This is a genomic window from Klebsiella sp. BIGb0149 (assembly GCF_004362605.1).
In the GTDB taxonomy this organism is placed as follows: domain Bacteria; phylum Pseudomonadota; class Gammaproteobacteria; order Enterobacterales; family Enterobacteriaceae; genus Klebsiella; species Klebsiella terrigena.
Window position 1 is genome coordinate 70,414 of record NZ_SNYG01000011.1, and the last position, 21,944, is coordinate 92,357.

The following is a 21,944-nucleotide window of genomic DNA, read 5'->3' on the forward strand; positions in this document are numbered from 1 at the left end:
GTATCAGAGAGGCCGGGCGCCCGTCCGGTCTCTCTTTCCGCCAGGCCTGGCGAACACCTCTTTGGCGGCAAACAGCCCGTTCAGGGCGGCCGGGAATCCGGCATAGACCGCCATCTGCATGATCGCTTCAACGATCTCTTCCTGCGTCAGGCCGACGTGCAGGCCGGCTGCGATGTGCACCTTTAGCTGCGGGGCCGCATTGCCTAAAGCGGTCAGCGCGGCAATGGTGGCGATTTCACGACTGCGCAAATCGAGCCCGGGTCTGGCGTAAATATCGCCAAAAGGGAACTCAACCAGAAAGCGGGCAAAATCAGGGGCGATGTCGCTCAGGCTGTTAACGACGGCTTCGCCGCCCTTACCGTCAACGCGCTGCAGCATTTCCATACCGGTAGTAAAACGTTCTGAAGTCACGATCTTTCCTCATAATGTGGGGTGTGATGAGGAGATTAAGAAAGTTTGCCGGACTTGAGTAATACCCTTTTCGTGATACCTTTTCGGTATGACAAATTCACGCCTCTATTCTCTGGATCTTCGTCTGCTGCGCTATTTTGCCGTGGTAGCGGAGGAGAACAATATTAGCCGGGCGGCGCAGCGCTTATTTATCTCGCAGCCGCCGCTTAGCCGTCATATCCGTCACCTGGAAGAGCTGCTGGGAACCGCGCTATTCGTGCGCCATACCCGAGGCCTGATCCTCACGGAGGAGGGGCAGCGGGTGCTGGATATCATTCGCCCTCTGTTGGCGCTACAGGAGCAAACCTTAACCGCCCTGGGCCAGCTGTCTGATAGCGGGCAGCCGCCGCTGCGGATCGGGCTGACGACCGCCTTTGAGCAGGGCGTGTTTACCGCTGCCGAAGCCGCGTTAAGGGAGAGTGGTCGCCCTTTGCAGATGAGCCGTCACGGCTCGCCGGCCCTGGCGCAGCAGGTGCGCAAGGGCCGGCTGGACGCGGCGCTGGTGGCGCTCCCCCTTGATGCCAGCGGGCTGGTTCTGTCCCCCTTGCCCTATCAGGAGCCGCTGATTGCCGCGCTGCCGGCGTCATGGCCGGAATCCAGCGTCGCCGGACTGGCCCTAAGGGACTTTAACCATCGGCCGCTGTTTTGGTTTAAACGCGAGCGCAATCCGGCATTTTTTGACTACACCCGACGGATGTTTGAACGTGCGGGGTATGCGCCTGCCTACGTGGAAGAGCCCGTAGAACATGACGTTCTGCTGGCCCGCATCGCGCGCGGAGAGGGGATGATTTTGCTGCCGGCATCCTTTGCCGCTATCCAGCGTCAGGGGGTGGTATTTCATCCGCTGGATGAGGCCAGCCTGCATTTTCCGCTGGCGTTGGGCGTGGTAACGCTGCCGCAGAATGACGCTTTGCGCGCGTGGCTGATCCCTGTGCTTGAAGAATCATTAGCTTAGCGCTAAATCCTACGGCGTTTAGCCGAAATGAAATGAACCAATTTCATCTTCCCTGAATATTCCTCACTCTTTACGCTGATTTTTCTGTTGACGCCCGGGCTCTTTTCCGTCATTTTTACATCTGGACGTCTAAACGTATAGAAGTTCGCGACACGACAAACAATAAAATGCGATTGATGAGGTAAGGTATGAGCTTTTTTCACGCCAATCAGCGGGAAGCCCTGAATCAGAGCCTGGCAGAAGTGCAGGGCCAGATTAATGTGTCTTTTGAATTCTTTCCGCCGCGGACCAGTGAAATGGAGCAAACCCTGTGGAAATCCATCGATCGCTTAAGCAGCCTGAAGCCAAAATTTGTTTCAGTGACCTATGGCGCTAATTCCGGTGAACGCGACCGTACCCACAGCATCATCAAAGGTATCAAAGAACGTACCGGCCTTGAGGCGGCGCCGCACCTGACCTGTATCGACGCCAGCCGCGACGAGCTGCGCACGATTGCCCAGGATTACTGGAACAACGGGATCCGCCATATCGTCGCCCTGCGCGGCGACCTGCCGCCGGGCAGCGGTAAGCCGGATATGTATGCCGCGGACCTGGTGACGCTGCTGAAAGAAGTGGGCGATTTTGATATCTCCGTGGCGGCCTACCCGGAAGTGCACCCGGAAGCGAAAAGCGCCCAGGCGGATCTGCTGAACCTGAAGCGTAAGGTTGAGGCCGGTGCGAACCGGGCGATCACCCAGTTCTTCTTTGATGTTGAAAGCTACCTGCGCTTTCGCGATCGCTGCGTCTCCGCGGGGATTGATGTCGAAATTATCCCGGGCATCCTGCCGGTATCCAACTTCAAGCAGGCGAAGAAATTTGCCGATATGACCAACGTGCGTATTCCAACGTGGATGTCGAAAATGTTTGAAGGTCTGGATAATGATGCGGAAACTCGCCAGCTGGTGGGGGCGAATATCGCCATGGACATGGTCAAAATTTTAAGCCGCGAAGGGGTGAAGGATTTCCACTTTTACACCTTAAACCGCGCGGAGATGAGCTACGCAATTTGCCACACCCTGGGCGTGCGGCCGGCGGTGTAAAAAAATGGCCCTCTTCGAGGGCCATTTTTATTTATTCCCACTCCTCCAGGAAACGTTGACCGTACTGGTCGGCGACCAGCAGCGCGGCGTAGACCTGATCCGCCGTGGCCCCGCCAGGCATGTTATGAATAGTTTCTCCCTCGACGCAGGCGGCTTCCGCGACGATGCGCATTTTACGCGGAATATCCTCTTTGATATCCAGCTGGGCCAGGGTGAGCGGCAGGCCCACGCTGTGACACAGCGCGGCGGCGGTTTCAATCTCTTCTAGCGGCGCGTTTTCCAGCACCAGCTGCGTCAGCGTGCCGAAGGCGACTTTTTCACCGTGATAGTAATGATGGGCGTCCGGCAGGGCGGTCAGGCCGTTGTGGATCGCATGTGCGGCTGCCAGGCCGCCGCTTTCAAAGCCGACGCCGCTGAGGTAGGTGTTGGCCTCGATCACTTTTTCCAGCGCCGGCGTGACAACATGCTGCTCCGCCGCCAGCATCGCTTTTTCACCCTCTTCAATCAGCGTGTGGTAGCACAGTTCAGCCAGCGCCAGCGCCGCCTGGGTGCACTTGCCGCCGGCCATGGTGGTAGCGCCGCTGCGCGAACAGGCGCGGGCTTCAAACCAGGTGGCCAGCGCGTCGCCGATACCGGCCGCCAGCAGGCGTGGCGGAGCGCCGGCAACAATCTGGGTATCAACAATAACCATGTTTGGGTTGCGCGGCAGCATCAGATAGCTGTCGAACTCGCCCTCGTCGGTATAGATAACCGAGAGCGCGCTGCAGGGGGCATCGGTGGAGGCGATGGTGGGGGCAATTACCACCGGTAGATTCATAAAATGTGCTAATGCTTTTGCGGTATCCAGCGTTTTTCCGCCGCCGATACCCAGCACGGCATTGCAGCGGGCTGAGCCTGCTATATCACGCAAGCGATTGATTTCATTATGTGAGCATTCGCCACCGAACGGGGCGATTTCGGCGACAAGGCCGGCTTCGGTCAGGCTTTGACGCAGCTTTTCTTCGGCAAAGCCCAGCACAAACTTGTCGCCAACGATAAGCCAGCGCTCGGCCAGCGGTTTGAGATAGCCGCCGAGGCGGGTGATAGCATTTGCACCCTGAATGTATTTGCCTGGCGATTGAATAATGCGATCCATTTCTATTCCTCCTGGATGATCGCGATACCGCCCGCGGGCGGTTCGCCGATCGGGTTACAGGTTCAGATTTCCAAAAGCGCTATTCCAGTCTTGCTCAAACTTCTCTATTGCTGACTCTACCGCGGGCGTGCCGAGCATTTGTTGCGCTACGTCTAAAGGAAGGGTGATAGCTTCACATCCGGCCAGCAGGCAGTCGAGCGCCTGACGCGGAGTTTTAAAGCTGGCCGCCAGCACTTTGCTGCCCGGCGCGTGCAGCTCCAGCAGGGTTTGCAGCTCCTGTACCATGCGGATGCCGTCGCCGCCCTGGGCGTCAACGCGGTTGACGTAAGGCGCGACGTATTTTGCCCCGGCCAGCGCCGCCAGCAGACCCTGAGAGGCGCTGTAGACCGCGGTACCGAGCGTGGTGATGCCCTCTTTTTTCAGCAGCTTTATTGCGGCGAGGCCTTCGGCGGTAACCGGGATTTTTACCACAATGCCGGGTATGGCGTTACTCAGGCGTTTTGCCTCTTCAACCATGCCCTGCGCGTCACGGCTCATGGTCTGAGCAAAGAGGATCCCATCCGGGCCAACGGCTTTTTGCAGGCGGGGCAGCACGTCCCAAACCGGCGTTTTTCCCGCGGCGATGATGCTCGGATTGGTGGTTACCCCGGCCAGCGGGTAGATGCGCGCCAGGCGTTCAACTTCTGCTACGTTCGCGGTGTCCAGATAGAGTTCCATAGCCTTTCCTCAATTCTCAATTCAGTGACGTTGAGATAAGAATACGGCCTCCGCCCGGCGGGTCGCCAGATGACAAATTTGCCAAAAACTGGATAAATGTACGCATTGCGGGTAACAGTGATTTAGATCACGTTTATTCGCCGCTGCCTGGCATATCGGGAGAGAATCGGGGGCGTGGTTGCTATAAAGAACTTACAAAAATCTAGTTTTCCGTCGGCGGATGCTTTTCCGTCAGCTGGCTATGATACTGGCGACGATATTCTGACGGCGAGCGTTCGGTATTTTTACGAAACAGGCGGCAGAAGTAGTTACTGTCGGCAAAGCCGCAGGCGTGGGCGACATCCTTAACCTTCATATCGTGGCCTTTTAGCAGCATTCGGGCCTGCTCGAGACGCACGTGGTTCAGGTATTCGTTAAAGCCCATCGGTCCGCATTTCTGAAACAGATGAGAGAGATAGTTGGGGGAGAGATAGAACGCCTCGGCGACCGACTCGCGGGTTAAGGGTTCGGCGAAGCGGGCATCGATATATTTTCGGATGGCTTCAAACAGCGCCTGGCTGCGGGAAGCGGTTTGCACCTGGCTGCCGAGGAGATCGGCGCAGTGGCTGAGCAGGCCGATCGCGATGTAGCGCGCGGTTTGCTGCTCCTGCGGCTGCATCTGCATTTCATTGAGCGCCTGCAGCAGAAAGGAGCCCACGCGAGGGCCGCGGCGCGGCGCCTGCACTCTCTCTTCAATATGCAGCGTCTCACCGTCCCAGCGCTGAAGGGTGAACTCCAGCTGCTGCTTACCAAACTGAATGCTCAACGCGGTGCAGGGCGCCTGCCACTGCGCAAGATCCCAGCCGCCTGCGGGAATATACAGCACATCATAGCGGCAAAGCAGCGCCGGCTCGGCCTTGATGCCGGGATCGCCACGCTGGCCTTCGAGGATAACGTCGAGGCGCGGAAAATCGACCTGCAGCGCCAACCCGGAGGCCGGGCGATGCTCAGTGGTAAAGCGAACCTGCCTGATTGCCGTCGGGCCTTTAATTAAAGCGTCAATGTGTTGACTGAGATGGCCGTCCATTCCTGCTCCTTAAAAAGCCCACGTTTTTATCATACCCGACACCGCGGGAAGGGCAAAAGTCAGGCGGATCTCCGCGCATCAGATGTTGCACAATATAAATGTTATGTTATATCGTAACCATCGATTGCAAAAGTTAACTCAGGAGAGAGTAATGACCAGAAAGATACCCGTATTTGCGCTCGGCGTCGGCATGCTGCTGGCCGGTAGCCAGGCTTTTGCCCACGGCCACCACAGCCACGGCCCCGCATTGACGGAGGCGGAAGTTAAGGCGAGCGAAGGCATTTTCGCCGATAAAGACGTCAAGGATCGCCCGTTAAGCGACTGGGATGGAATCTGGCAATCGGTGAATCCGTATCTGCTTAATGGGGACCTGGATCCGGTGCTGGAGCAGAAGGCCAAAAAAGCGGGGGGGAAAAGCGTCGCCGAGTATCGGGAATATTATAAGAAGGGGTATGCCACCGACGTTGACCAAATTGGGATTGAAGACAACGTGATGGAGTTCCACGTTGGGAAAGAGGTTAACGCCTGTCGGTACGCCTATTCCGGCTATAAAATCCTGCAATACGCTTCCGGCAAGAAGGGCGTGCGCTATTTATTTGAGTGCCAGCAGGCAGACTCGAAAGCACCGAAATTCGTCCAGTTTAGCGATCACACGATTGGCCCGAGAAAATCCCAGCACTTCCATATCTTTATGGGCAATGATTCGCAGGAGTCCCTGCTGAAAGAGATGGATAACTGGCCGACGTACTACCCTTATGCGCTGCATAAAGAGCAGATTGTCGACGAGATGCTGCACCATTAATAAAAATCCCCGGATAGTGCCTGGGCCGCTATCCGGGGATTTATGCTGACGAAGGGCGGAGGTTAGCCGGTGTTACGCATACCCGCAGCCACGCCGGCGATGGTGACCATCAGCGCCTGCTCAACGCGCGGGTCCGGATCCTGGCCCTGCTCTTCCGCCAGACGCGAACGGTGCAGCAGCTCTGCCTGCAGGACGTTCAGCGGGTCGGTATAGATATTACGCAGCTGGATAGACTCGGCAATCCACGGCAGGTCGGCCATCAGATGAGAATCGTTGGCGATATCGAGCACCACGTTAATACCTGAAGACAGCAGCTCGCGCAGCTCGCTGCCGAGGCCCCACAGCTCGGGTTTCACCAGGCGCTGATCGTAATATTCCGCCAGCCACAGGTCGGCCTTCGAGAACACCATCTCTAGCATCCCAAGGCGGGTTGAGAAGAACGGCCAGTCGCGACACATGGTTTCCAGCTCGCTCTGTTTGCCATCTTCCACCACTTTCTGCAGCGCGGCGCCGGCGCCGAGCCAGGCCGGCAGCATCAGGCGGTTCTGCGTCCAGGCGAAGATCCATGGGATCGCGCGCAGAGACTCTACCCCGCCGGTAGCGCGGCGTTTCGCCGGGCGTGAGCCGAGCGGCAGTTTGCCCAGCTCCTGCTCCGGGGTGGCGGAGCGGAAGTAGGGTACGAAGTCTTTATTTTCACGCACGTAGCCGCGGTACATTTCACAAGAAATGTCGGACAGCTCGGCCATGATATCGCGCCACTCCGGTTTGGGTTCCGGCGGCGGCAGCAGGTTCGCTTCCAGAATCGCGCTGGTATACAGCGACAGGCTGCTGATGGTGACTTCCGGCAGGCCGAACTTGAAGCGGATCATCTCGCCCTGCTCGGTGACGCGCAGGCCGCCTTTCAGGCTGCCTGGAGGCTGGGAAAGCAGCGCCGCGTGCGCCGGGGCGCCGCCGCGGCCGATGGAGCCGCCGCGACCGTGGAACAGCGTCAGCTCAATCCCGGCTTTTTCGCAGGTTTTGATCAGCGCGTCCTGAGCCTGGTACTGCGCCCAGGAAGCGGCCATGACGCCCGCATCTTTCGCCGAGTCAGAGTAGCCGATCATGACCATCTGTTTGCCCTGAATAAAGCCGCGGTACCAGTCGATATTCAGCAGCTGGGTCATCACGTCGTTGGCGTTATTCAGGTCGTCCAGGGTTTCAAACAGCGGAGCAACCGGCAGCGCGAAGCCAATACCGGCCTCTTTGAGCAGCAGGTGTACGGCCAGCACGTCAGACGGCGTCTTCGCCATGGAGATCACGTAAGCGGCAATGGATCCGTGCGGCGCTTCGGCGATCACTTTGCAGGTATCGAGAACTTCGCGGGTTTCATTGCTTGGTTCCCACTGACGCGGCAGCAGCGGACGCTTGGAGTTCAGCTCGCGGATCAGGAATGCCTGCTTGTCGGCCTCTGACCAGCTTTCATAATCGCCGATGCCGAGATAGCGGGTCATTTCGCCCAGCGCTTCGGTATGGCGGGTGCTCTCCTGACGAATATCGATGCGTACCAGCGGCACGCCGAACGACTTCACGCGGCGCAGGGTATCAAGCAGCTCGCCGTTGGCGATAATGCCCATGCCGCAGGCCTGCAGGGATTTATAGCAGGCGTAAAGCGGCTCCCACAGCTGTTCGTTCTGGGTAATCAGGCCCGCAGGTTTCGGCAGCTTCTGCCCTTTCAGGCGCGCTTCCAGCCACGACTGCGTATCCATCAGCTGGGTGCGCAGCTTTTTCATCAGATAGCGGTACGGCTCCTGTGCCCCTTCGGCGCCGGCCATTTCGCGCAGCTCGTCGGTACACTCGACCATCGACAGCTCGGAAATCAGCAGCTGGATATCTTTGAGGAACAGATCGGTGGCTTTCCAGCGGCTGAGCAGCAGCACGTGACGGGTGATATCGGAGGTCACGTTTGGGTTACCGTCGCGGTCACCGCCCATCCAGGAGGTGAAGCGCACCGGTACGAAATCAACCGGCAGCTGATAGCCGAGGTTCTCTTCCAGCTGCTCGTTCAGCTCGCGCAGGTAGTTCGGCACGCCTTCCCACAGGCTGTTTTCGACGACCGCAAAGCCCCACTTCGCTTCGTCAACCGGCGTCGGGCGATATTTACGGATTTCATCGGTATGCCATGACTGGGCGATCAGCTGGCGCAGGCGGCGCATCAGCTGGTGGTGCTCGTAGTCAGCGATCTCTTTGTTATCGAGCTGCTTCAGGCAGTTATTCACTTCCACCATTTTGTGGATCAGCGTGCGGCGGGTGATTTCGGTCGGGTGGGCGGTTAATACCAGCTCCAGCGACAGGGACTCCACCGCTTTTTTAATGGTGTCTTCGTTGAGATGGGATTGGCCTTTGAGCTTTCTCAGGGTACGAGCAATCACTTCCGGATTGCTGGCCGCTTCGCCGTTTGGCGAAATGCTGTGGTACTGCTCAGCGGTATTGGCCAGGTTCAGAAACTGGCTGAAGGCGCGCGCTACCGGCAGCAGCTCGTCGTTGGACAAGTTTTGCAGCGTGGTGAGCAGTTCCTGGCGATTGGCTTCATTGCCCGCACGCGAAGACTTGGACAATTTACGGATAGTTTCGACACGATCAAGAATGTTCTCTCCCAGTGCATCCTTGATGGTATCGCCCAGCACTTTACCGAGCATACTGACATTACTACGCAAAGCGGAATATTGTTCGTTCATGTTACCCCAGACACCCCATCTCATTTTATTTTGTTATATCCACGACTCGGCAACGATGAGTCGCGGATAAGCAGCCGTCTTTTATAAAGCCACGTAAAAACCCCCACGTCAATTGTTGCGAAATCGCTTCAGCAAACGAATAAATGGCGGCAATTTGCGAAATTTAACTCAGAGGTCGCTTGATAAGCGTTGCTTATGGGAATGTGACAATTGTCACTGTCCCGCCCCTGGATACGGGGCGGGAAAAGCGCGATTTTAGTGCCAGCAGAAATGATGCACGACCTGGGTTATCAGCTCGCGGGTCGGCTTAATAAACCGGGTTTCCAGATATTCATCCGGCTGGTGGGCCTGGTTAATTGAGCCAGGACCGAGAACCAGCGTCGGACAGATGGTCTGGATAAACGGCGCTTCGGTACAGTAGTTGACGACTTCAGTTTGTGCGCCGAGCAGTTTTTCCACCACCTGCACGAGCTGATGATCCGGCGGGCACTCATAGCCGGGGATCGGCGGGTGGAGCTCGCTCACGGTTAAACGACCCGGCCAGCGTTCGCTGACCGGTGCCAGCGCTTCATCCAGCAGCCCGTTGAGATCGTTGAGCGTCATACCCGGCAGCGGACGAATATCCATATGCAGCTCGCAGCAGGCGCAGATGCGGTTAGATGCGTCGCCGCCGTGAATCGAGCCGAGGTTGAGCGTCGGGTACGGTACGGTGAAGGCGGCAAAGTGATAGCGCTCTTTCAGCACATCGCGCAGCTGCATGATGCGGCCAATGGCGTCGTGCATGAGTTCAATGGCGTTAACCCCGCGCGCCGGATCGCTGGAGTGGCCGGACTGGCCCTGAACGCGCACGGCGGTGGAGATATGGCCCTTGTGCGCTCGCACCGGCTGCAGGGACGTTGGTTCGCCGATAATCGCGCAGTCCGGGCGCAGGCGGGTGGTTTCGGCAAAGTAGCGGGCCCCGGCCATGCTGGTCTCTTCATCGGCGGTAGCCAGAATATAGAGCGGTTTTTTGAGTTTACTGACATCAACATCGCGCAGGGCGTCAAGAATAAAGGCGAAGAAGCCCTTCATGTCGGCGGTGCCGAGACCGTAAAGCTTGTTGTCATGCTCGGTGAGGGCGAACGGATCGCGGGTCCAGCGGCCATCATCGAACGGCACGGTATCGGTATGCCCGGCAAGCAGCAGACCGCCGGCGCCCTGGCCGGTGCTGGCCAGCATATTAAATTTATTGCGCGTCTCCGGCACCGGCTGAACTTCGACATTGAAGCCAATTTCGCGAAACCAGCCTGCCAGCAAATTGATTAAAGTCTCATTGCTCTGATCCAGCGACTCTTCGGTTGCGCTGATGGAAGGTGTGGCGATCAATGCGCGGTAAATCTCGATGAACGGCGGTAAATTGTTTTTCATTGTTGACACACCTCGGGTCATGATAGTATCAATATTCATGCAGTATTTGTGAATAAAAATACATTATCGTTGAGCGTAAGAAAACCCATCGAATGTAAGGAAATACTCTTACGGCTCAACAGGGTGAGGAAGATAACGGTCTTCCCAGGCAAACAGATGTAAGAAGGTGAAGAGCCCCAATGTTGAATACGCTGATAGTGGGTGCCAGCGGCTATGCCGGCGCAGAGCTAGTGACCTATGTAAATCGCCATCCTCATATGACCATAACCGCTTTGACGGTCTCCTCGCAAAGTAATGATGCAGGGAAATTAATTTCCGATTTACATCCGCAGCTGAAAGGCATTGTCGATCTGCCGCTGCAGCCAATGTCAGATATCAGCGAATTTAGCGATGGGGTGGATATCGTCTTCCTCGCGACCGCCCATGAAGTGAGCCACGACCTGGCGCCGCAGTTTCTTGCCGCCGGCTGCGTGGTGTTCGATCTCTCCGGCGCGTTCCGCGTGAACGACGGCGCCTTCTACGAGAAATATTACGGCTTTACCCATCAGCATCCGGCGCTGCTTGAGCAGGCGGTATATGGCCTGGCCGAGTGGGGCGTCGAGCGGCTGAAAGAGGCCAGTTTAGTCGCCGTTCCTGGCTGCTACCCGACCGCGGCCCAGCTGTCGTTAAAACCGCTGATCGATGCCGGACTGCTGGATCTTACTCAGTGGCCGGTGATCAACGCGACCAGCGGCGTGAGCGGAGCGGGCCGTAAGGCGGCGATCGGCAACAGCTTCTGTGAAGTGAGCCTGCAGCCGTACGGCGTCTTCAACCATCGTCACCACCCGGAAATCTCTACTCACCTTGGTGCTGAGGTTATTTTTACCCCGCATCTGGGCAACTTTAAGCGCGGCATTCTGGAAACCATCACCTGTCGCCTGAAGCCCGGGGTGAGCAAAGAGCAGGTGGCCGCCGTTTTCCAGCAGGCGTACGCCGATAAACCGCTGGTACGTTTATACAATAACGCGCTGCCGGCATTGAAAAACGTCGTGGGTCTGCCATTCTGTGATATCGGTTTTGCGGTCCAGGATGAGCATATCATCGTGGTCGCGGCGGAAGATAACCTGCTTAAAGGCGCAGCGGCGCAGGCAGTACAGTGCGCGAATATTCGTTTCGGCTTCGCTGAGACGCAGTCTCTTATTTAAGGTGTGATGATGAACCCATTAATTATCAAACTCGGCGGCGTGTTGCTGGATAGCGAAGAAGCGCTGGAGCGCCTGTTTACCGCGCTGGTGAACTACCGTGAAACGCATCAGCGTCCGCTGATTATCGTGCACGGCGGCGGCTGCGTGGTCGATGAGCTGATGAAGCAGCTTAACCTGCCGGTAAGCAAGAAAAATGGGCTGCGGGTAACGCCGGCGGATCAAATCGACATTATTACCGGCGCGCTGGCGGGTACCGCCAATAAAACGCTGCTGGCATGGGCGAAAAAGCATGGCATTGGCAGCGTTGGCCTGTTCCTCGGCGATGGCGATAGCGTTAAGGTAACCCAGCTTGCCGAAGATCTGGGGCACGTTGGCCTGGCCCAGCCGGGCTCGCCGGCGCTGATTAATACCCTGCTGGCGGGCGGCTACCTGCCGGTGGTGAGCTCTATCGGCGTAACCGATGAAGGGCAGCTGATGAACGTCAACGCCGATCAGGCCGCGACCGCGCTGGCGGCCACGCTCGGCGCCGATCTGATCCTGCTTTCCGACGTCAGCGGTATCCTGGATGGCAAAGGTCAGCGCATCGCGGAGATGACCGCGGAGAAGGCGGAGCAGCTGATTGAACAGGGTATTATTACCGACGGCATGATCGTAAAAGTGAACGCCGCGCTGGATGCAGCACGCGCGCTGGGTCGCCCGGTAGATATTGCCTCCTGGCGCCACGCGGAGCAGCTGCCGGCGCTGTTTAACGGCACGCCGATCGGCACGCGTATTCTGGCCTGATTGACAACATTTGCAGACGGGAAGCGCAGGGCTTCCCGGCAGAAATAAACAAATTTGAAGGAAGCACATTATGGCACTTTGGGGCGGGCGTTTTACTCAGGCAGCAGATCAGCGGTTCAAACAGTTCAACGACTCTTTGCGCTTCGACTATCGCCTGGCGGAGCAGGATATCATTGGCTCTGTTGCCTGGTCCAAAGCGCTGGTGACGGTTGGCGTGCTGAGCGCGAGCGAGCAGCTGGAGCTGGAAGAGGCGCTGGGTATCCTGCTGGAAGAGGTGCGGGCTAACCCGCAGCAAATCCTTGAAAGCGATGCTGAAGATATTCACAGCTGGGTAGAAGGCAAGCTGATCGACAAAGTCGGCCAGCTGGGTAAAAAGCTGCATACCGGCCGTAGCCGCAACGATCAGGTGGCGACTGACCTCAAGCTGTGGTGCAAGGATACTATCGCCGAGCTGCTCTCTGCGAATCGTCAGCTGCAGGGCGCGTTAGTGGAAACGGCGCAGAATAATCAGGATGCCGTGATGCCGGGCTACACCCACCTGCAGCGCGCGCAGCCGGTTACGTTCGCCCACTGGTGTCTGGCCTATGTGGAAATGCTGGCGCGCGACGAAAGCCGCCTGCAGGACTCCCTGAAGCGCCTCGACGTCAGTCCGCTGGGCAGCGGCGCGCTGGCGGGGACCGCCTATGAAATCGATCGTGAACAGCTGGCCGGCTGGCTGGGCTTCGCCTCGGCGACCCGCAATAGCCTCGATAGCGTCTCCGACCGTGACCACGTGCTGGAGCTGCTTTCCGGCGCCTCGATTGGGATGGTGCACCTGTCGCGTTTTGCTGAAGACCTGATTTTCTTTAATACCGGCGAAGCGGGCTTTATTGAGCTCTCCGATCGCGTGACCTCCGGCTCATCCCTGATGCCGCAGAAGAAAAACCCGGACGCGCTGGAGCTGATCCGCGGCAAGTGCGGCCGCGTTCAGGGCGCGCTGACCGGTATGATGATGACGCTGAAAGGCCTGCCGTTGGCCTACAACAAAGATATGCAGGAAGATAAAGAAGGGCTGTTTGACGCGCTCGACACCTGGCTTGACTGCCTGCATATGTCCGCGCTGGTGCTGGACGGCATTCAGGTGAAGCGTCCGCGTTGCGAAGAAGCGGCGCAGCAGGGTTACGCCAATGCGACCGAGCTGGCGGATTACCTGGTGGCGAAAGGCGTACCTTTCCGTGAAGCGCACCATATTGTCGGCGAAGCGGTTGTCGAGGCGATTGCGCAAGGTAAGCCGCTGGAAGCGCTGGCGCTGGCCGACCTGCAGAAATTTAGCAGCGTGATTACCGATGATGTCTACCCGATTCTGTCGCTGCAGTCCTGCCTGGATAAGCGCGCGGCCAAAGGCGGCATTTCGCCGAAGCAGGTTGCGCAGGCGATCGCCGATGCGCAGCAGCGCCTGGCGTAAACCGGTAGCCTGCTGGCCCTGAGCGTTGTCTCAGGCAACGAAAATGAGAAGCTCGAGCGATGCTCGGGCTTTTTTATGCAAAAAAAAAGCGGACACGAGGTCCGCAAAAGTTCACGTTGGCTTTAGTTGTTCGGTTAGGGAAAGCGCTGAGGCTATACGGTGATTTTCTGATACCTGCCTCGTTTCTGGGTTTATTATTGAACAGAAAACTTGATAGGGATAATCGTTCGTTGCTATGCTATCTATCGCCATGAACTATCATGGCGACGGAGGATGAATAATGAATATTCGCGATCTTGAATACCTGGTTGCGCTAGCCGAGCATCGCCACTTCCGGCGCGCGGCGGACTCTTGCCACGTCAGCCAACCTACGCTTAGCGGGCAAATCCGCAAGCTGGAGGATGAGCTTGGGGTCATGCTGCTGGAGCGTACCAGCCGTAAGGTGCTGTTTACCCAGGCGGGGCTGCTGCTGGTGGATCAGGCGCGTACGGTGTTGCGCGAAGTAAAAGTGCTCAAGGAAATGGCAAGCCAACAGGGCGAGACGATGTCCGGGCCGCTGCATATTGGCCTGATCCCGACGATTGGCCCGTATTTGCTGCCGCAGATTATCCCAATGCTGCACCAGACTTTTCCCAAGCTGGAAATGTATCTGCATGAAGCCCAAACCCATCAGCTGCTGGCCCAGCTGGATAGCGGCAAGCTCGACTGCGCTATCCTGGCGCTGGTTAAAGAGAGCGAAGCCTTTATTGAGGTGCCGCTGTTTGATGAGCCGATGATGCTGGCTATCTATGAAGATCACCCGTGGGCCAACCGCGACCGCGTGCCGATGTCTGATTTAGCCGGGGAAAAGCTGCTGATGCTGGAAGATGGCCACTGCCTGCGCGATCAGGCGATGGGCTTCTGTTTTGAGGCCGGCGCCGATGAAGATACCCATTTCCGCGCCACCAGTCTTGAAACGCTGCGCAACATGGTTGCTGCCGGGAGCGGAATTACCCTGCTGCCTGCGCTCGCGGTGCCGCAGGAGAGAAGGCGCGATGGTGTGGTGTACATTCCGTGCATTAAGCCCGAGCCGCGACGCACCATTGGGCTGGTTTATCGCCCCGGTTCGCCGCTGCGCAGCCGCTATGAACATCTGGCGGAGGCCATCCGTAGCACCATGGATGGCCATTTCGACGAAGCGTTAAAACAGGCGGTTTAAGCCATTTAACGCGGCTACCCGATAGGCTTCCGCCATCGTCGGGTAGTTAAAGGTGGTGTTGACGAAGTACTCAATGGTGTTACCACCACCTTTCTGCTCCATAATCGCCTGGCCGATGTGAATAATCTCGGCCGCGCGCTCGCCAAAGCAATGAATACCAAGGATCTCTTTCGTTTCCCTGTGGAACAGGATTTTCAGGGTTCCCACGCTCATGCCGACGATCTGCGCGCGCGCCAGATGCTTGAACTGCGCGCGGCCCACTTCATAAGGGACCTTCATGGCGGTCAGCTGCTGTTCGGTTTTACCCACCGAGCTGATTTCCGGAATGGTATAGATCCCGGTCGGAATATCTTCAATCAGATGGGCCGAAGCCTCGCCTTTAATCAGCGCCTGCGCGGCAATACGCCCCTGATCGTAAGCGGCAGAAGCCAGGCTCGGATAGCCAATGACGTCGCCAACGGCATAGATATGCGGCAGAGCGGTCTGGTACATGCTGTTGACCTTCAGCTGGCCGCGGCTGTCGGTCTGCAGACCGATATTTTCCAGCGCCAGGGAGTCGGTATTACCGGTACGGCCGTTGGCATACAGCAGGCAGTCCGCCTTCAGCTTTTTGCCGGATTTCAGATGCATGATCACGCCATCATCCACGGCTTCAATCTTCTCGTACTCTTCGTTGTGACGAATCACCACGCCGCTGTTCCAGAAGTGATAGGAGAGGGAGTCGGACATCTCCTGGTCGAGGAACGCCAGCAGCCGATCGCGGGTGTTGATCAGATCCACCTTCACTTCCATCCCGCGGAAGATTGACGCGTATTCGCAGCCGATGACCCCTGCGCCGTAGATGATCACATGGCGCGGCTCGTGCTGAAGGCTGAGGATGGAGTCGCTGTCGTACACGCGCGGGTGGGAAAAATCGACATCTGCCGGGTGGTACGGGCGGGAGCCGCAGGCGATAACGAATTTTTCGGCGGTGACCGTTTCAACGGTGCCGTCGTGACACTCCAGGGCCAGCGTATGTTCATCAACGAAGTGCGCGTTGCCCTGCAGGATTTCGCAGTGGTTGCGCTCATAGAACCCTTGACGCATATGGGTCTGCTGGTTAATGACGCTGTCGGCATGGTTAAGAATGTCGGCGAAGGAGGAGCGAAGAAGGCGGGAGTGGTCGCTGTAGAGAGGGTTTTGGTTAAACTCGATAATACGGCTGACGGCGTGGCGGAGCGCTTTCGACGGGATGGTTCCCCAGTGGGTACAGCCACCGCCGACGTTATGGTAGCGTTCAATAACGGCAACGCGTGCTCCCTGCTTAACCAGTCCCATCGCAGCGCCTTCGCCGCCGGGGCCGGAACCAATTACTATTGCATCATAATCCCAAGAGTGCGACATGGCATTACTCACCTGTTTTATACAGAAAATAAACACGATGATAACATTCGCCGCAGTTTAACCCAATTATCGTTGTGCTTTTTTGCGGCATAAAAGCATGATCGGCTCGTAAACAATCTTTCACAAACCAGTGTAAACCGATTAGTTTTATCTCTGGTATAGTGCCAGCAGGGCTATTGGAAGGATTCATACAACGTGATGGGCGTAAGAGCGCTACAAAAAGAGAAAACCCGGCGTTCGCTGGTAGAAGCGGCATTTAGCCAACTTAGCGCCGAACGGAGTTTCGCCAGCTTAAGCCTGCGTGAAGTTGCGCGTGAGGCGGGGATCGCACCGACCTCCTTTTATCGTCATTTTCGCGATGTCGATGAGCTCGGTCTGACCATGGTCGATGAGAGCGGGCTGATGCTGCGCCAGCTGATGCGCCAGGCGCGCCAGCGTATTGCCAAAGGCGGCAGCGTGATTCGCACCTCGGTCTCCACCTTTATGGAGTTTATCGGCAATAACCCGAACGCTTTTCGCCTGCTGCTGCGCGAACGCTCCGGTACTTCCGCGGCGTTTCGTGCCGCCGTGGCGCGCGAGATTCAGCATTTCATTGCGGAACTTGCCGACTATTTAGAAATCGAAAACCACATGCCGCGCGCCTTTACTGAAGCGCAGGCCGAAGCGATGGTCACTATCGTATTCAGCGCCGGCGCTGAGGCGCTGGACGTCGGGCTTGAACAGCGCCGACAGCTGGAAGAACGGCTGGTGCTGCAGCTGAGAATGATCTCGAAAGGCGCGTATTACTGGTATCGCCGTGAACAAGAAAAAATATCAAATCATTCCGAATAACGTGAAGGACGAGCAATGAAACACTCAGTTCAAGATAAAGGTACGCTGCTGCTGGCGCTGATCGCTGGCCTGTCGATTAACGGAACCTTCGCCGCGCTGTTCAGCTCGATTGTTCCCTTTTCCATTTTCCCGATACTGTCTCTGCTGCTGACGGTCTACTGTCTGCACCAGCGCTATCAGAACCGGAGTATGCCCGTGGGGCTGCCGGGCCTGGCTGCTGCCTGTTTCATTCTCGGGGTTCTGTTATATAGCACCGTGGTGCGCGCGGAATATCCGGACATCGGCTCTAACTTCTTCCCGGCCGTGCTGTCGGTCATTACGGTATTCTGGATCGGCTACCGGATGCGTAATCGGAAGGATGCGGCGGCAGAGTAACCGCTTAACGCCAGAACCCGGCAGGCGTCGCGGTGCCGGGTTCTGTGAACATCGCCTACCTGCGGGTTAATAAGACGCCGCACTCCATATGATGGGTGTACGGGAACTGATCGAACAGCGCCAGACGCGTAATGTCATGGGTCTGGCTGAGGGTTTCCAGGTTCTGGCACAGCGTCTCCGGGTTGCAGGAGATATACAGAATTCGCGGATATGCCTGCACCATTTTCTCCGTTTCGCTATCCAGCCCGCTGCGCGGCGGATCGACAAAAATCGTCTCACACCGGTAGCTTTGCAGGTCGATACCCTGCAGGCGGTTAAACTCCCGCACGCCGTTCATTGCCTGAGTAAACTCCTCTGCCGCCATACGGATAATCTGCACGTTATCGATATGGTTGGCTGCAATGTTGTACTGCGCCGCAGCGACGGAAGGTTTGGCGATTTCCGTGGCCAGCACGCGATCGAAATTACGCGCCAGCGCCAGGGAGAAGTTGCCGTTGCCGCAGTATAGCTCCAGCAGATCTCCGGTTGCCCCTTGCGTACTCTCCAGCGCCCACTCCAGCATCTGAATATTCATCGCCGCATTTGGCTGGGTGAAGCTGTTCTCAACCTGGCGGTAGATCATCTCACGGCCGGCCACCGGCAGACGTTCGTCGATGTAGTCCCGATCGAGCTCGATTTTCGTTTTGGTTGCCCGGCCAATCAGGTGCACGTTGAGATTTTGCGCGCGCAGCGCGTCGCGCAATGCTTCCGCCTGCTGACGCCACTCGTCACCAAGCTTTTTGTGATACAGCAGCGACACCACGGCCTGGTTGCTCATGGTCGTCAGGTAGTCGACCTGGAACAGCTTATGGCGAAGAACCGGGTTATCGCGCACGCCGTCGAGGATGGCGGCCATCAGCTGATTGATAAGCTCGCTGGCCGCCGGGAAACTATCGACGCGAATTCGCGATTTGGTCTGCTGGTCAAACATGATGTGGTAGAGATCGTCCCCATCGTGCCACAGGCGGAACTCTGCGCGCATACGATAGTGGCTGACCGGCGAACGAAATACCTCCGGAACCGGTGCGGCAAAAGGCGCCATCATTTTTTGTAAACGAATGACTTTCTCTGCCAGCTGCGCTTCATATTGTTCGGTTGGAAGGTGTTCGGGGGTCATGATGCATCCTGAATAAAATAAGTACGCGGGGATTGTAGGGAAAGCATCAGGGAAGTCCAGCCCGGATGAGGGATCAAATATAATTATAGAAGTCTGGACTTCTATATGTTTCTGATTATAGCATTGTGTAACCGGTCCTGTGAGTTAAAAGGGAACCCAGTGTAAATCTGGGGCTGACGCGCAGCGGTAAGGAAGGTGGGATGAACGCAATTTGCAGACACTGCCGCTATCTGGTGGGAAGTCCTCATCCATAAAACGCCCCGAGCCCGAAGACCTGCCGGTATACGTCGCATTTGGTTTCTATCATCGCGTGCTACTGATGAAACCCGCGGCATCCTTTATATGTTACGGATGCTTTTACAATGATTAAAAAAGCTTCGCTGATGACGGCTCTCTCCGTCACGGCATTTTCCGGCTGGGCGCAAGACAGCAATTCAGACACGTTAGTGGTGACAGCAAATCGTTTTCAACAGCCGGTCAGTACGGTCCTTGCGCCGACCGATGTGGTGACTCGTGAAGATATCGATCGCTGGCAATCAAAGGATTTAAATGACGTCATGCGTCGACTGCCGGGCGTTGACGTCGCGCAGAACGGAGGAATGGGGCAGACGTCTTCCCTGTTTATTCGCGGTACTGAGGCTAAGCAGGTGCTGGTGCTTGTCGATGGTATCCCCATGTCCCGCCCGGGTATTACGAATAACCCCGATCTGAACCAAATTCCTCTGTCGCTGGTACAGCGCGTGGAATATATCCGCGGCCCGCGTTCGGCTATTTATGGTTCCGGCGCAATGGGGGGCGTGATTAACGTCATTACCCATTCCGATAAAGAACAATCTAAGATCACCGCCGGCGTCGGTTCTGAAGGCTATCAGCAATATGATGGCACCCTGCGTCACCGCTTTGGCGATACGGTTGCCACGGTGGCCGGCTCTTATGAGGGTAATAAAGGTTTTAACGTCCAGCCAGGCTCAACCTGGGACCACGACCAGGATCGTGACGGCTTCCGTAGCAAAGCGTTCTGGGGCAGCCTGGAGCATAAATTTAACGATAGCTTTGATGGCTTCTTCCGCGGTCGTAGCTACACCAACAACTCTGACTACGATTTGGGAAGCCCGCCGTACACCCCAGCCTACAGCGCAGATGAAGAGCAGCTCTATAATCAGAGCTGGGACGCGGGACTGAAGTACAGCTCCGGGATCTACTCATCGCAGCTCGTTGCCAGCTATCAGAAGGTCAAAGACTACAACTACAGCAGCATCTATGGCCGTTATAATGATGGCACCACGCTCGATCGAATGACCCAGCGTAATCTGCAGTGGGGTAACAACCTTATTGTCGGTCATGGTTCAGTGAGCGCTGGCGTGGACTGGCAGCAGCAGCGTTTGACCTCCTCGGATACGGTATTATCGGACACCTACAAGCGTGATAACACCGGCCTGTATCTGACCGGGCAGCAGCAGTTTGGCGATGTGACCCTCGAAGCCTCCGGCCGTGAAGATCACGACGAACAGTTTGGCTGGCACGGAACATGGCAGACCACTGCCGGCTGGGAGTTTGTCGAAAACTATCGCGTGACTCTGGGCTACGGTACTGGCTTCCTCGCTCCTTCGCTGGGACAGCAGTTTGGTTCTACCCGCTTTGGAATCAGCTCAAATCCAAACCTGAAGCCTGAAGAGTCGCAGCAGTGGGAAGCCGGGCTTGAAGGGCTCACCGGGCCGCTGGACTGGCGTCTCTCGGCGTATCACTACAAGATTACTAACCTGATTACCTACTATTCAGACCCTGTCACCTTTGAAGGCGAATATGACAATATCAACGCCGCGACGATCAAGGGCGTTGAATGGACGGGAAGCGTGGATACCGGTATTTTCAGCCATCGCGTTACGTTGCAATACGTCGACCCGCGTAATGATGATAACGGTGAAGTCCTTGCCCGACGTTCTAAGCGACAGGCGAAGTATCAGGTGGACTGGACGATGTTTAACGTCGATATGGATGTGTCGTGGCAGTATTACGGTAAGCGCTACGATAACAACACGTCTCAGTACAATAATACGCAGAGGATTTTGCCAAGCTACAGCACGCTTGATGTTTCTGCCGCGTATCCGATCACCGATCGCCTGACAGTTCGTGGTAAAATAGCCAACCTGTTCGATAAAGATTACGAGACAGCTTATGGCTACCAAACTGCAGGACGAGAATACTACTTGTCTGGCAGCTACACCTTCTGATCCACGCCCCACCGTGCTGGTATTTGATTCCGGTGTCGGTGGGTTGTCGGTTTATAATGAGATTCGGCAGCTGCTGCCGAATCTGCATTACATCTACGCTTTCGATAACGTGGCTTTTCCTTACGGGGAGAAGAGCGAAGAGTTCATCGTTGAGCGCGTGCTCGAAATTGTCACCGCGGTTCAACGGCGTTATCCGCTGGCACTGGCCGTCATTGCCTGCAACACCGCAAGTACCGTTTCTCTTCCTGCCCTTCGTGACCGCTTTGCTTTCCCCGTTGTGGGCGTGGTTCCGGCGATTAAGCCTGCGGCCCGTTTGACGGCGAACGGCGTCGTTGGCCTGCTGGCGACGCGCGGTACGGTCAAACGTCCCTATACGCGTGAGCTGATCAGCCGCTTTGCAAATGAATGCAAGATAGAGATGCTTGGCTCCGCAGAGCTGGTTGAGCTGGCGGAAGCGAAGCTGCACGGTGAGCCGGTTCCGCTGGAGGAGCTACGACGCATTCTTCGCCCGTGGCTGAGAATGGCCGAACCGCCTGATACGGTTGTGCTGGGCTGCACCCATTTCCCTCTATTACAGGAAGAGCTGCAGCAGGTGATGCCGGAAGGGACGCGAATGATTGATTCCGGTGCCGCCATCGCCCGTCGCACCGTCTGGCTGCTGGAACATGAGGCGCCGGATGCGAAATCCAGCGATCCAAACCTGGCATACTGCATGGCGCTGACGCCGGAAACTGAACAGCTTTTACCCGTTTTACAGCGCTACGGCTTTGAAACGCTGGAAAAACTGCCAGTTTAGGCACGTTTTGGTGAAAAAAGAGGCGGTTGAAAAGTTTTTTGCAAACAGGGCTTGTCAACGTCAGAGAACTCCCTATAATGCGCCTCCACTGACACGGAACAACGGCTTACAGGCCGCCGGGTTAGCGGGGTTCAGCGATGAACGCCGACAGAGAAAAGCAAAATAAACGCTTGACTCTGAATGAGGAAAACGTAATATACGGGACCTCGCGACAGAGCGCTAAAGCGCGTCGCAACTG

The 21,944-nt window shown here is 56.8% G+C and carries 19 protein-coding genes and 1 riboswitch; of the genes, 11 read left to right on the top strand and 8 right to left on the bottom strand.

Annotated elements, in window-relative coordinates; all coding sequences use genetic code 11:
• Positions 1–3: 3 nt before the first annotated feature.
• A complete protein-coding gene (locus EDF75_RS25575) occupies positions 4–411 on the bottom strand; it encodes a carboxymuconolactone decarboxylase family protein (protein WP_095105390.1) in 408 nt (135 codons plus the stop codon).
• Between the two features lie 88 nt (positions 412–499).
• On the opposite strand from EDF75_RS25575, the gene EDF75_RS25580 reads away from it, so the two are divergent.
• Positions 500–1,405, top strand: a complete 906-nt coding sequence (locus tag EDF75_RS25580; protein ID WP_133601316.1) for a LysR family transcriptional regulator — start codon at positions 500–502, stop codon at positions 1,403–1,405.
• A gap of 188 nt (positions 1,406–1,593) precedes the next feature.
• Positions 1,594–2,484: a methylenetetrahydrofolate reductase gene (gene metF / locus EDF75_RS25585; RefSeq protein ID WP_041143444.1), complete on the top strand. Its 891-nt coding sequence runs from the start codon at positions 1,594–1,596 to the stop codon at positions 2,482–2,484.
• A gap of 31 nt (positions 2,485–2,515) precedes the next feature.
• Here metF and gldA read toward each other — a convergent pair whose 3' ends face one another.
• The 3 genes from gldA to EDF75_RS25600 all read right to left on the bottom strand — a co-directional run bounded on the left by gldA (position 2,516) and on the right by EDF75_RS25600 (position 5,402).
• On the bottom strand, positions 2,516–3,619 hold the full coding sequence (gene gldA, locus EDF75_RS25590; protein WP_133601317.1) for a bifunctional L-1,2-propanediol dehydrogenase/glycerol dehydrogenase: 1,104 nt from the start codon (positions 3,617–3,619) through the stop codon (positions 2,516–2,518).
• Positions 3,620–3,673: 54 nt separating this feature from the next.
• A complete protein-coding gene (gene fsa, locus EDF75_RS25595; RefSeq protein WP_041143446.1) occupies positions 3,674–4,336 on the bottom strand; it encodes a fructose-6-phosphate aldolase in 663 nt (220 codons plus the stop codon).
• A 202-nt stretch (positions 4,337–4,538) separates the two neighbouring features.
• A complete protein-coding gene (locus tag EDF75_RS25600; RefSeq protein ID WP_133601318.1) occupies positions 4,539–5,402 on the bottom strand; it encodes a helix-turn-helix transcriptional regulator in 864 nt (287 codons plus the stop codon).
• Between the two features lie 151 nt (positions 5,403–5,553).
• On the opposite strand from EDF75_RS25600, the gene zinT reads away from it, so the two are divergent.
• Positions 5,554–6,204: a metal-binding protein ZinT gene (gene zinT, locus EDF75_RS25605; protein ID WP_133601319.1), complete on the top strand. Its 651-nt coding sequence runs from the start codon at positions 5,554–5,556 to the stop codon at positions 6,202–6,204.
• A 62-nt stretch (positions 6,205–6,266) separates the two neighbouring features.
• Here zinT and ppc read toward each other — a convergent pair whose 3' ends face one another.
• Entirely contained in the window at positions 6,267–8,918 is a 2,652-nt protein-coding gene (gene ppc, locus EDF75_RS25610) for a phosphoenolpyruvate carboxylase (protein WP_045853650.1), read from the bottom strand.
• 255 nt (positions 8,919–9,173) lie between these two features.
• Positions 9,174–10,325 carry an acetylornithine deacetylase gene (gene argE / locus EDF75_RS25615; protein ID WP_133601320.1) on the bottom strand — a complete coding sequence of 384 codons (1,152 nt, stop codon included), beginning with the start codon at positions 10,323–10,325 and terminating at the stop codon, positions 9,174–9,176.
• Positions 10,326–10,504: 179 nt separating this feature from the next.
• Here argE and argC point away from each other — a divergent pair, with 179 nt between their 5' ends.
• From argC to oxyR, 4 genes are all read left to right on the top strand, one after another.
• Positions 10,505–11,509 (top strand): N-acetyl-gamma-glutamyl-phosphate reductase, encoded by a 1,005-nt coding sequence (argC, locus tag EDF75_RS25620; protein ID WP_133601321.1) that lies wholly within the window; start codon positions 10,505–10,507, stop codon positions 11,507–11,509.
• A 6-nt stretch (positions 11,510–11,515) separates the two neighbouring features.
• Entirely contained in the window at positions 11,516–12,292 is a 777-nt protein-coding gene (gene argB / locus EDF75_RS25625; protein ID WP_133601322.1) for an acetylglutamate kinase, read from the top strand.
• Between the two features lie 70 nt (positions 12,293–12,362).
• A complete protein-coding gene (gene argH, locus EDF75_RS25630; protein ID WP_133601323.1) occupies positions 12,363–13,736 on the top strand; it encodes an argininosuccinate lyase in 1,374 nt (457 codons plus the stop codon).
• Positions 13,737–14,016: 280 nt separating this feature from the next.
• The gene (gene oxyR, locus EDF75_RS25640; protein ID WP_041143454.1) at positions 14,017–14,934 is read left to right on the top strand and encodes a DNA-binding transcriptional regulator OxyR; all 918 of its coding nucleotides are present in this window, start codon (positions 14,017–14,019) and stop codon (positions 14,932–14,934) included.
• Here the strand turns inward: oxyR and sthA are convergent.
• Complete coding sequence (gene sthA / locus EDF75_RS25645; RefSeq protein ID WP_076947970.1) at positions 14,917–16,317, bottom strand: Si-specific NAD(P)(+) transhydrogenase; 1,401 nt, start codon at positions 16,315–16,317, stop codon at positions 14,917–14,919. The genes oxyR and sthA overlap by 18 nt on opposite strands.
• Before the next feature lie 195 nt (positions 16,318–16,512).
• On the opposite strand from sthA, the gene fabR reads away from it, so the two are divergent.
• Both fabR and EDF75_RS25660 read left to right on the top strand, forming a co-directional pair.
• Positions 16,513–17,148 (top strand): HTH-type transcriptional repressor FabR, encoded by a 636-nt coding sequence (fabR, locus tag EDF75_RS25655; RefSeq protein WP_045853644.1) that lies wholly within the window; start codon positions 16,513–16,515, stop codon positions 17,146–17,148.
• 15 nt (positions 17,149–17,163) lie between these two features.
• Positions 17,164–17,523: a YijD family membrane protein gene (locus tag EDF75_RS25660; protein ID WP_128879367.1), complete on the top strand. Its 360-nt coding sequence runs from the start codon at positions 17,164–17,166 to the stop codon at positions 17,521–17,523.
• Between the two features lie 55 nt (positions 17,524–17,578).
• Here the strand turns inward: EDF75_RS25660 and trmA are convergent, their stop codons facing one another.
• On the bottom strand, positions 17,579–18,679 hold the full coding sequence (trmA, locus tag EDF75_RS25665; protein ID WP_133601324.1) for a tRNA (uridine(54)-C5)-methyltransferase TrmA: 1,101 nt from the start codon (positions 18,677–18,679) through the stop codon (positions 17,579–17,581).
• Positions 18,680–18,794: 115 nt separating this feature from the next.
• A riboswitch (cobalamin riboswitch) is annotated at positions 18,795–18,974 on the top strand.
• A gap of 67 nt (positions 18,975–19,041) precedes the next feature.
• Between trmA and btuB the strand changes: the two genes are divergently transcribed.
• Entirely contained in the window at positions 19,042–20,910 is a 1,869-nt protein-coding gene (btuB, locus tag EDF75_RS25670) for a TonB-dependent vitamin B12 receptor BtuB (RefSeq protein ID WP_133601325.1), read from the top strand.
• Positions 20,855–21,706 carry a glutamate racemase gene (murI, locus tag EDF75_RS25675; RefSeq protein ID WP_133601326.1) on the top strand — a complete coding sequence of 284 codons (852 nt, stop codon included), beginning with the start codon at positions 20,855–20,857 and terminating at the stop codon, positions 21,704–21,706. The genes btuB and murI overlap by 56 nt, the downstream gene beginning before the upstream one ends.
• The last annotated feature ends 238 nt before the right edge of the window (positions 21,707–21,944 follow it).

What these genes read in the sequence shown, in the direction of transcription:
- EDF75_RS25580 (WP_133601316.1), top strand. Translation starts at nt 500, where the DNA reads ATGACAAATTCACGCCTCTATTCTCTGGATCTTCGTCTGCTGCGCTAT.
- metF (WP_041143444.1), top strand. Translation starts at nt 1,594, where the DNA reads ATGAGCTTTTTTCACGCCAATCAGCGGGAAGCCCTGAATCAGAGCCTG.
- gldA (WP_133601317.1), bottom strand. Translation starts at nt 3,619, where the DNA reads ATGGATCGCATTATTCAATCGCCAGGCAAATACATTCAGGGTGCAAAT.
- fsa (WP_041143446.1), bottom strand. Translation starts at nt 4,336, where the DNA reads ATGGAACTCTATCTGGACACCGCGAACGTAGCAGAAGTTGAACGCCTG.
- EDF75_RS25600 (WP_133601318.1), bottom strand. Translation starts at nt 5,402, where the DNA reads ATGGACGGCCATCTCAGTCAACACATTGACGCTTTAATTAAAGGCCCG.
- zinT (WP_133601319.1), top strand. Translation starts at nt 5,554, where the DNA reads ATGACCAGAAAGATACCCGTATTTGCGCTCGGCGTCGGCATGCTGCTG.
- ppc (WP_045853650.1), bottom strand. Translation starts at nt 8,918, where the DNA reads ATGAACGAACAATATTCCGCTTTGCGTAGTAATGTCAGTATGCTCGGT.
- argE (WP_133601320.1), bottom strand. Translation starts at nt 10,325, where the DNA reads ATGAAAAACAATTTACCGCCGTTCATCGAGATTTACCGCGCATTGATC.
- argC (WP_133601321.1), top strand. Translation starts at nt 10,505, where the DNA reads ATGTTGAATACGCTGATAGTGGGTGCCAGCGGCTATGCCGGCGCAGAG.
- argB (WP_133601322.1), top strand. Translation starts at nt 11,516, where the DNA reads ATGATGAACCCATTAATTATCAAACTCGGCGGCGTGTTGCTGGATAGC.
- argH (WP_133601323.1), top strand. Translation starts at nt 12,363, where the DNA reads ATGGCACTTTGGGGCGGGCGTTTTACTCAGGCAGCAGATCAGCGGTTC.
- oxyR (WP_041143454.1), top strand. Translation starts at nt 14,017, where the DNA reads ATGAATATTCGCGATCTTGAATACCTGGTTGCGCTAGCCGAGCATCGC.
- sthA (WP_076947970.1), bottom strand. Translation starts at nt 16,317, where the DNA reads ATGTCGCACTCTTGGGATTATGATGCAATAGTAATTGGTTCCGGCCCC.
- EDF75_RS25660 (WP_128879367.1), top strand. Translation starts at nt 17,164, where the DNA reads ATGAAACACTCAGTTCAAGATAAAGGTACGCTGCTGCTGGCGCTGATC.
- trmA (WP_133601324.1), bottom strand. Translation starts at nt 18,679, where the DNA reads ATGACCCCCGAACACCTTCCAACCGAACAATATGAAGCGCAGCTGGCA.
- btuB (WP_133601325.1), top strand. Translation starts at nt 19,042, where the DNA reads ATGATTAAAAAAGCTTCGCTGATGACGGCTCTCTCCGTCACGGCATTT.
- murI (WP_133601326.1), top strand. Translation starts at nt 20,855, where the DNA reads ATGGCTACCAAACTGCAGGACGAGAATACTACTTGTCTGGCAGCTACA.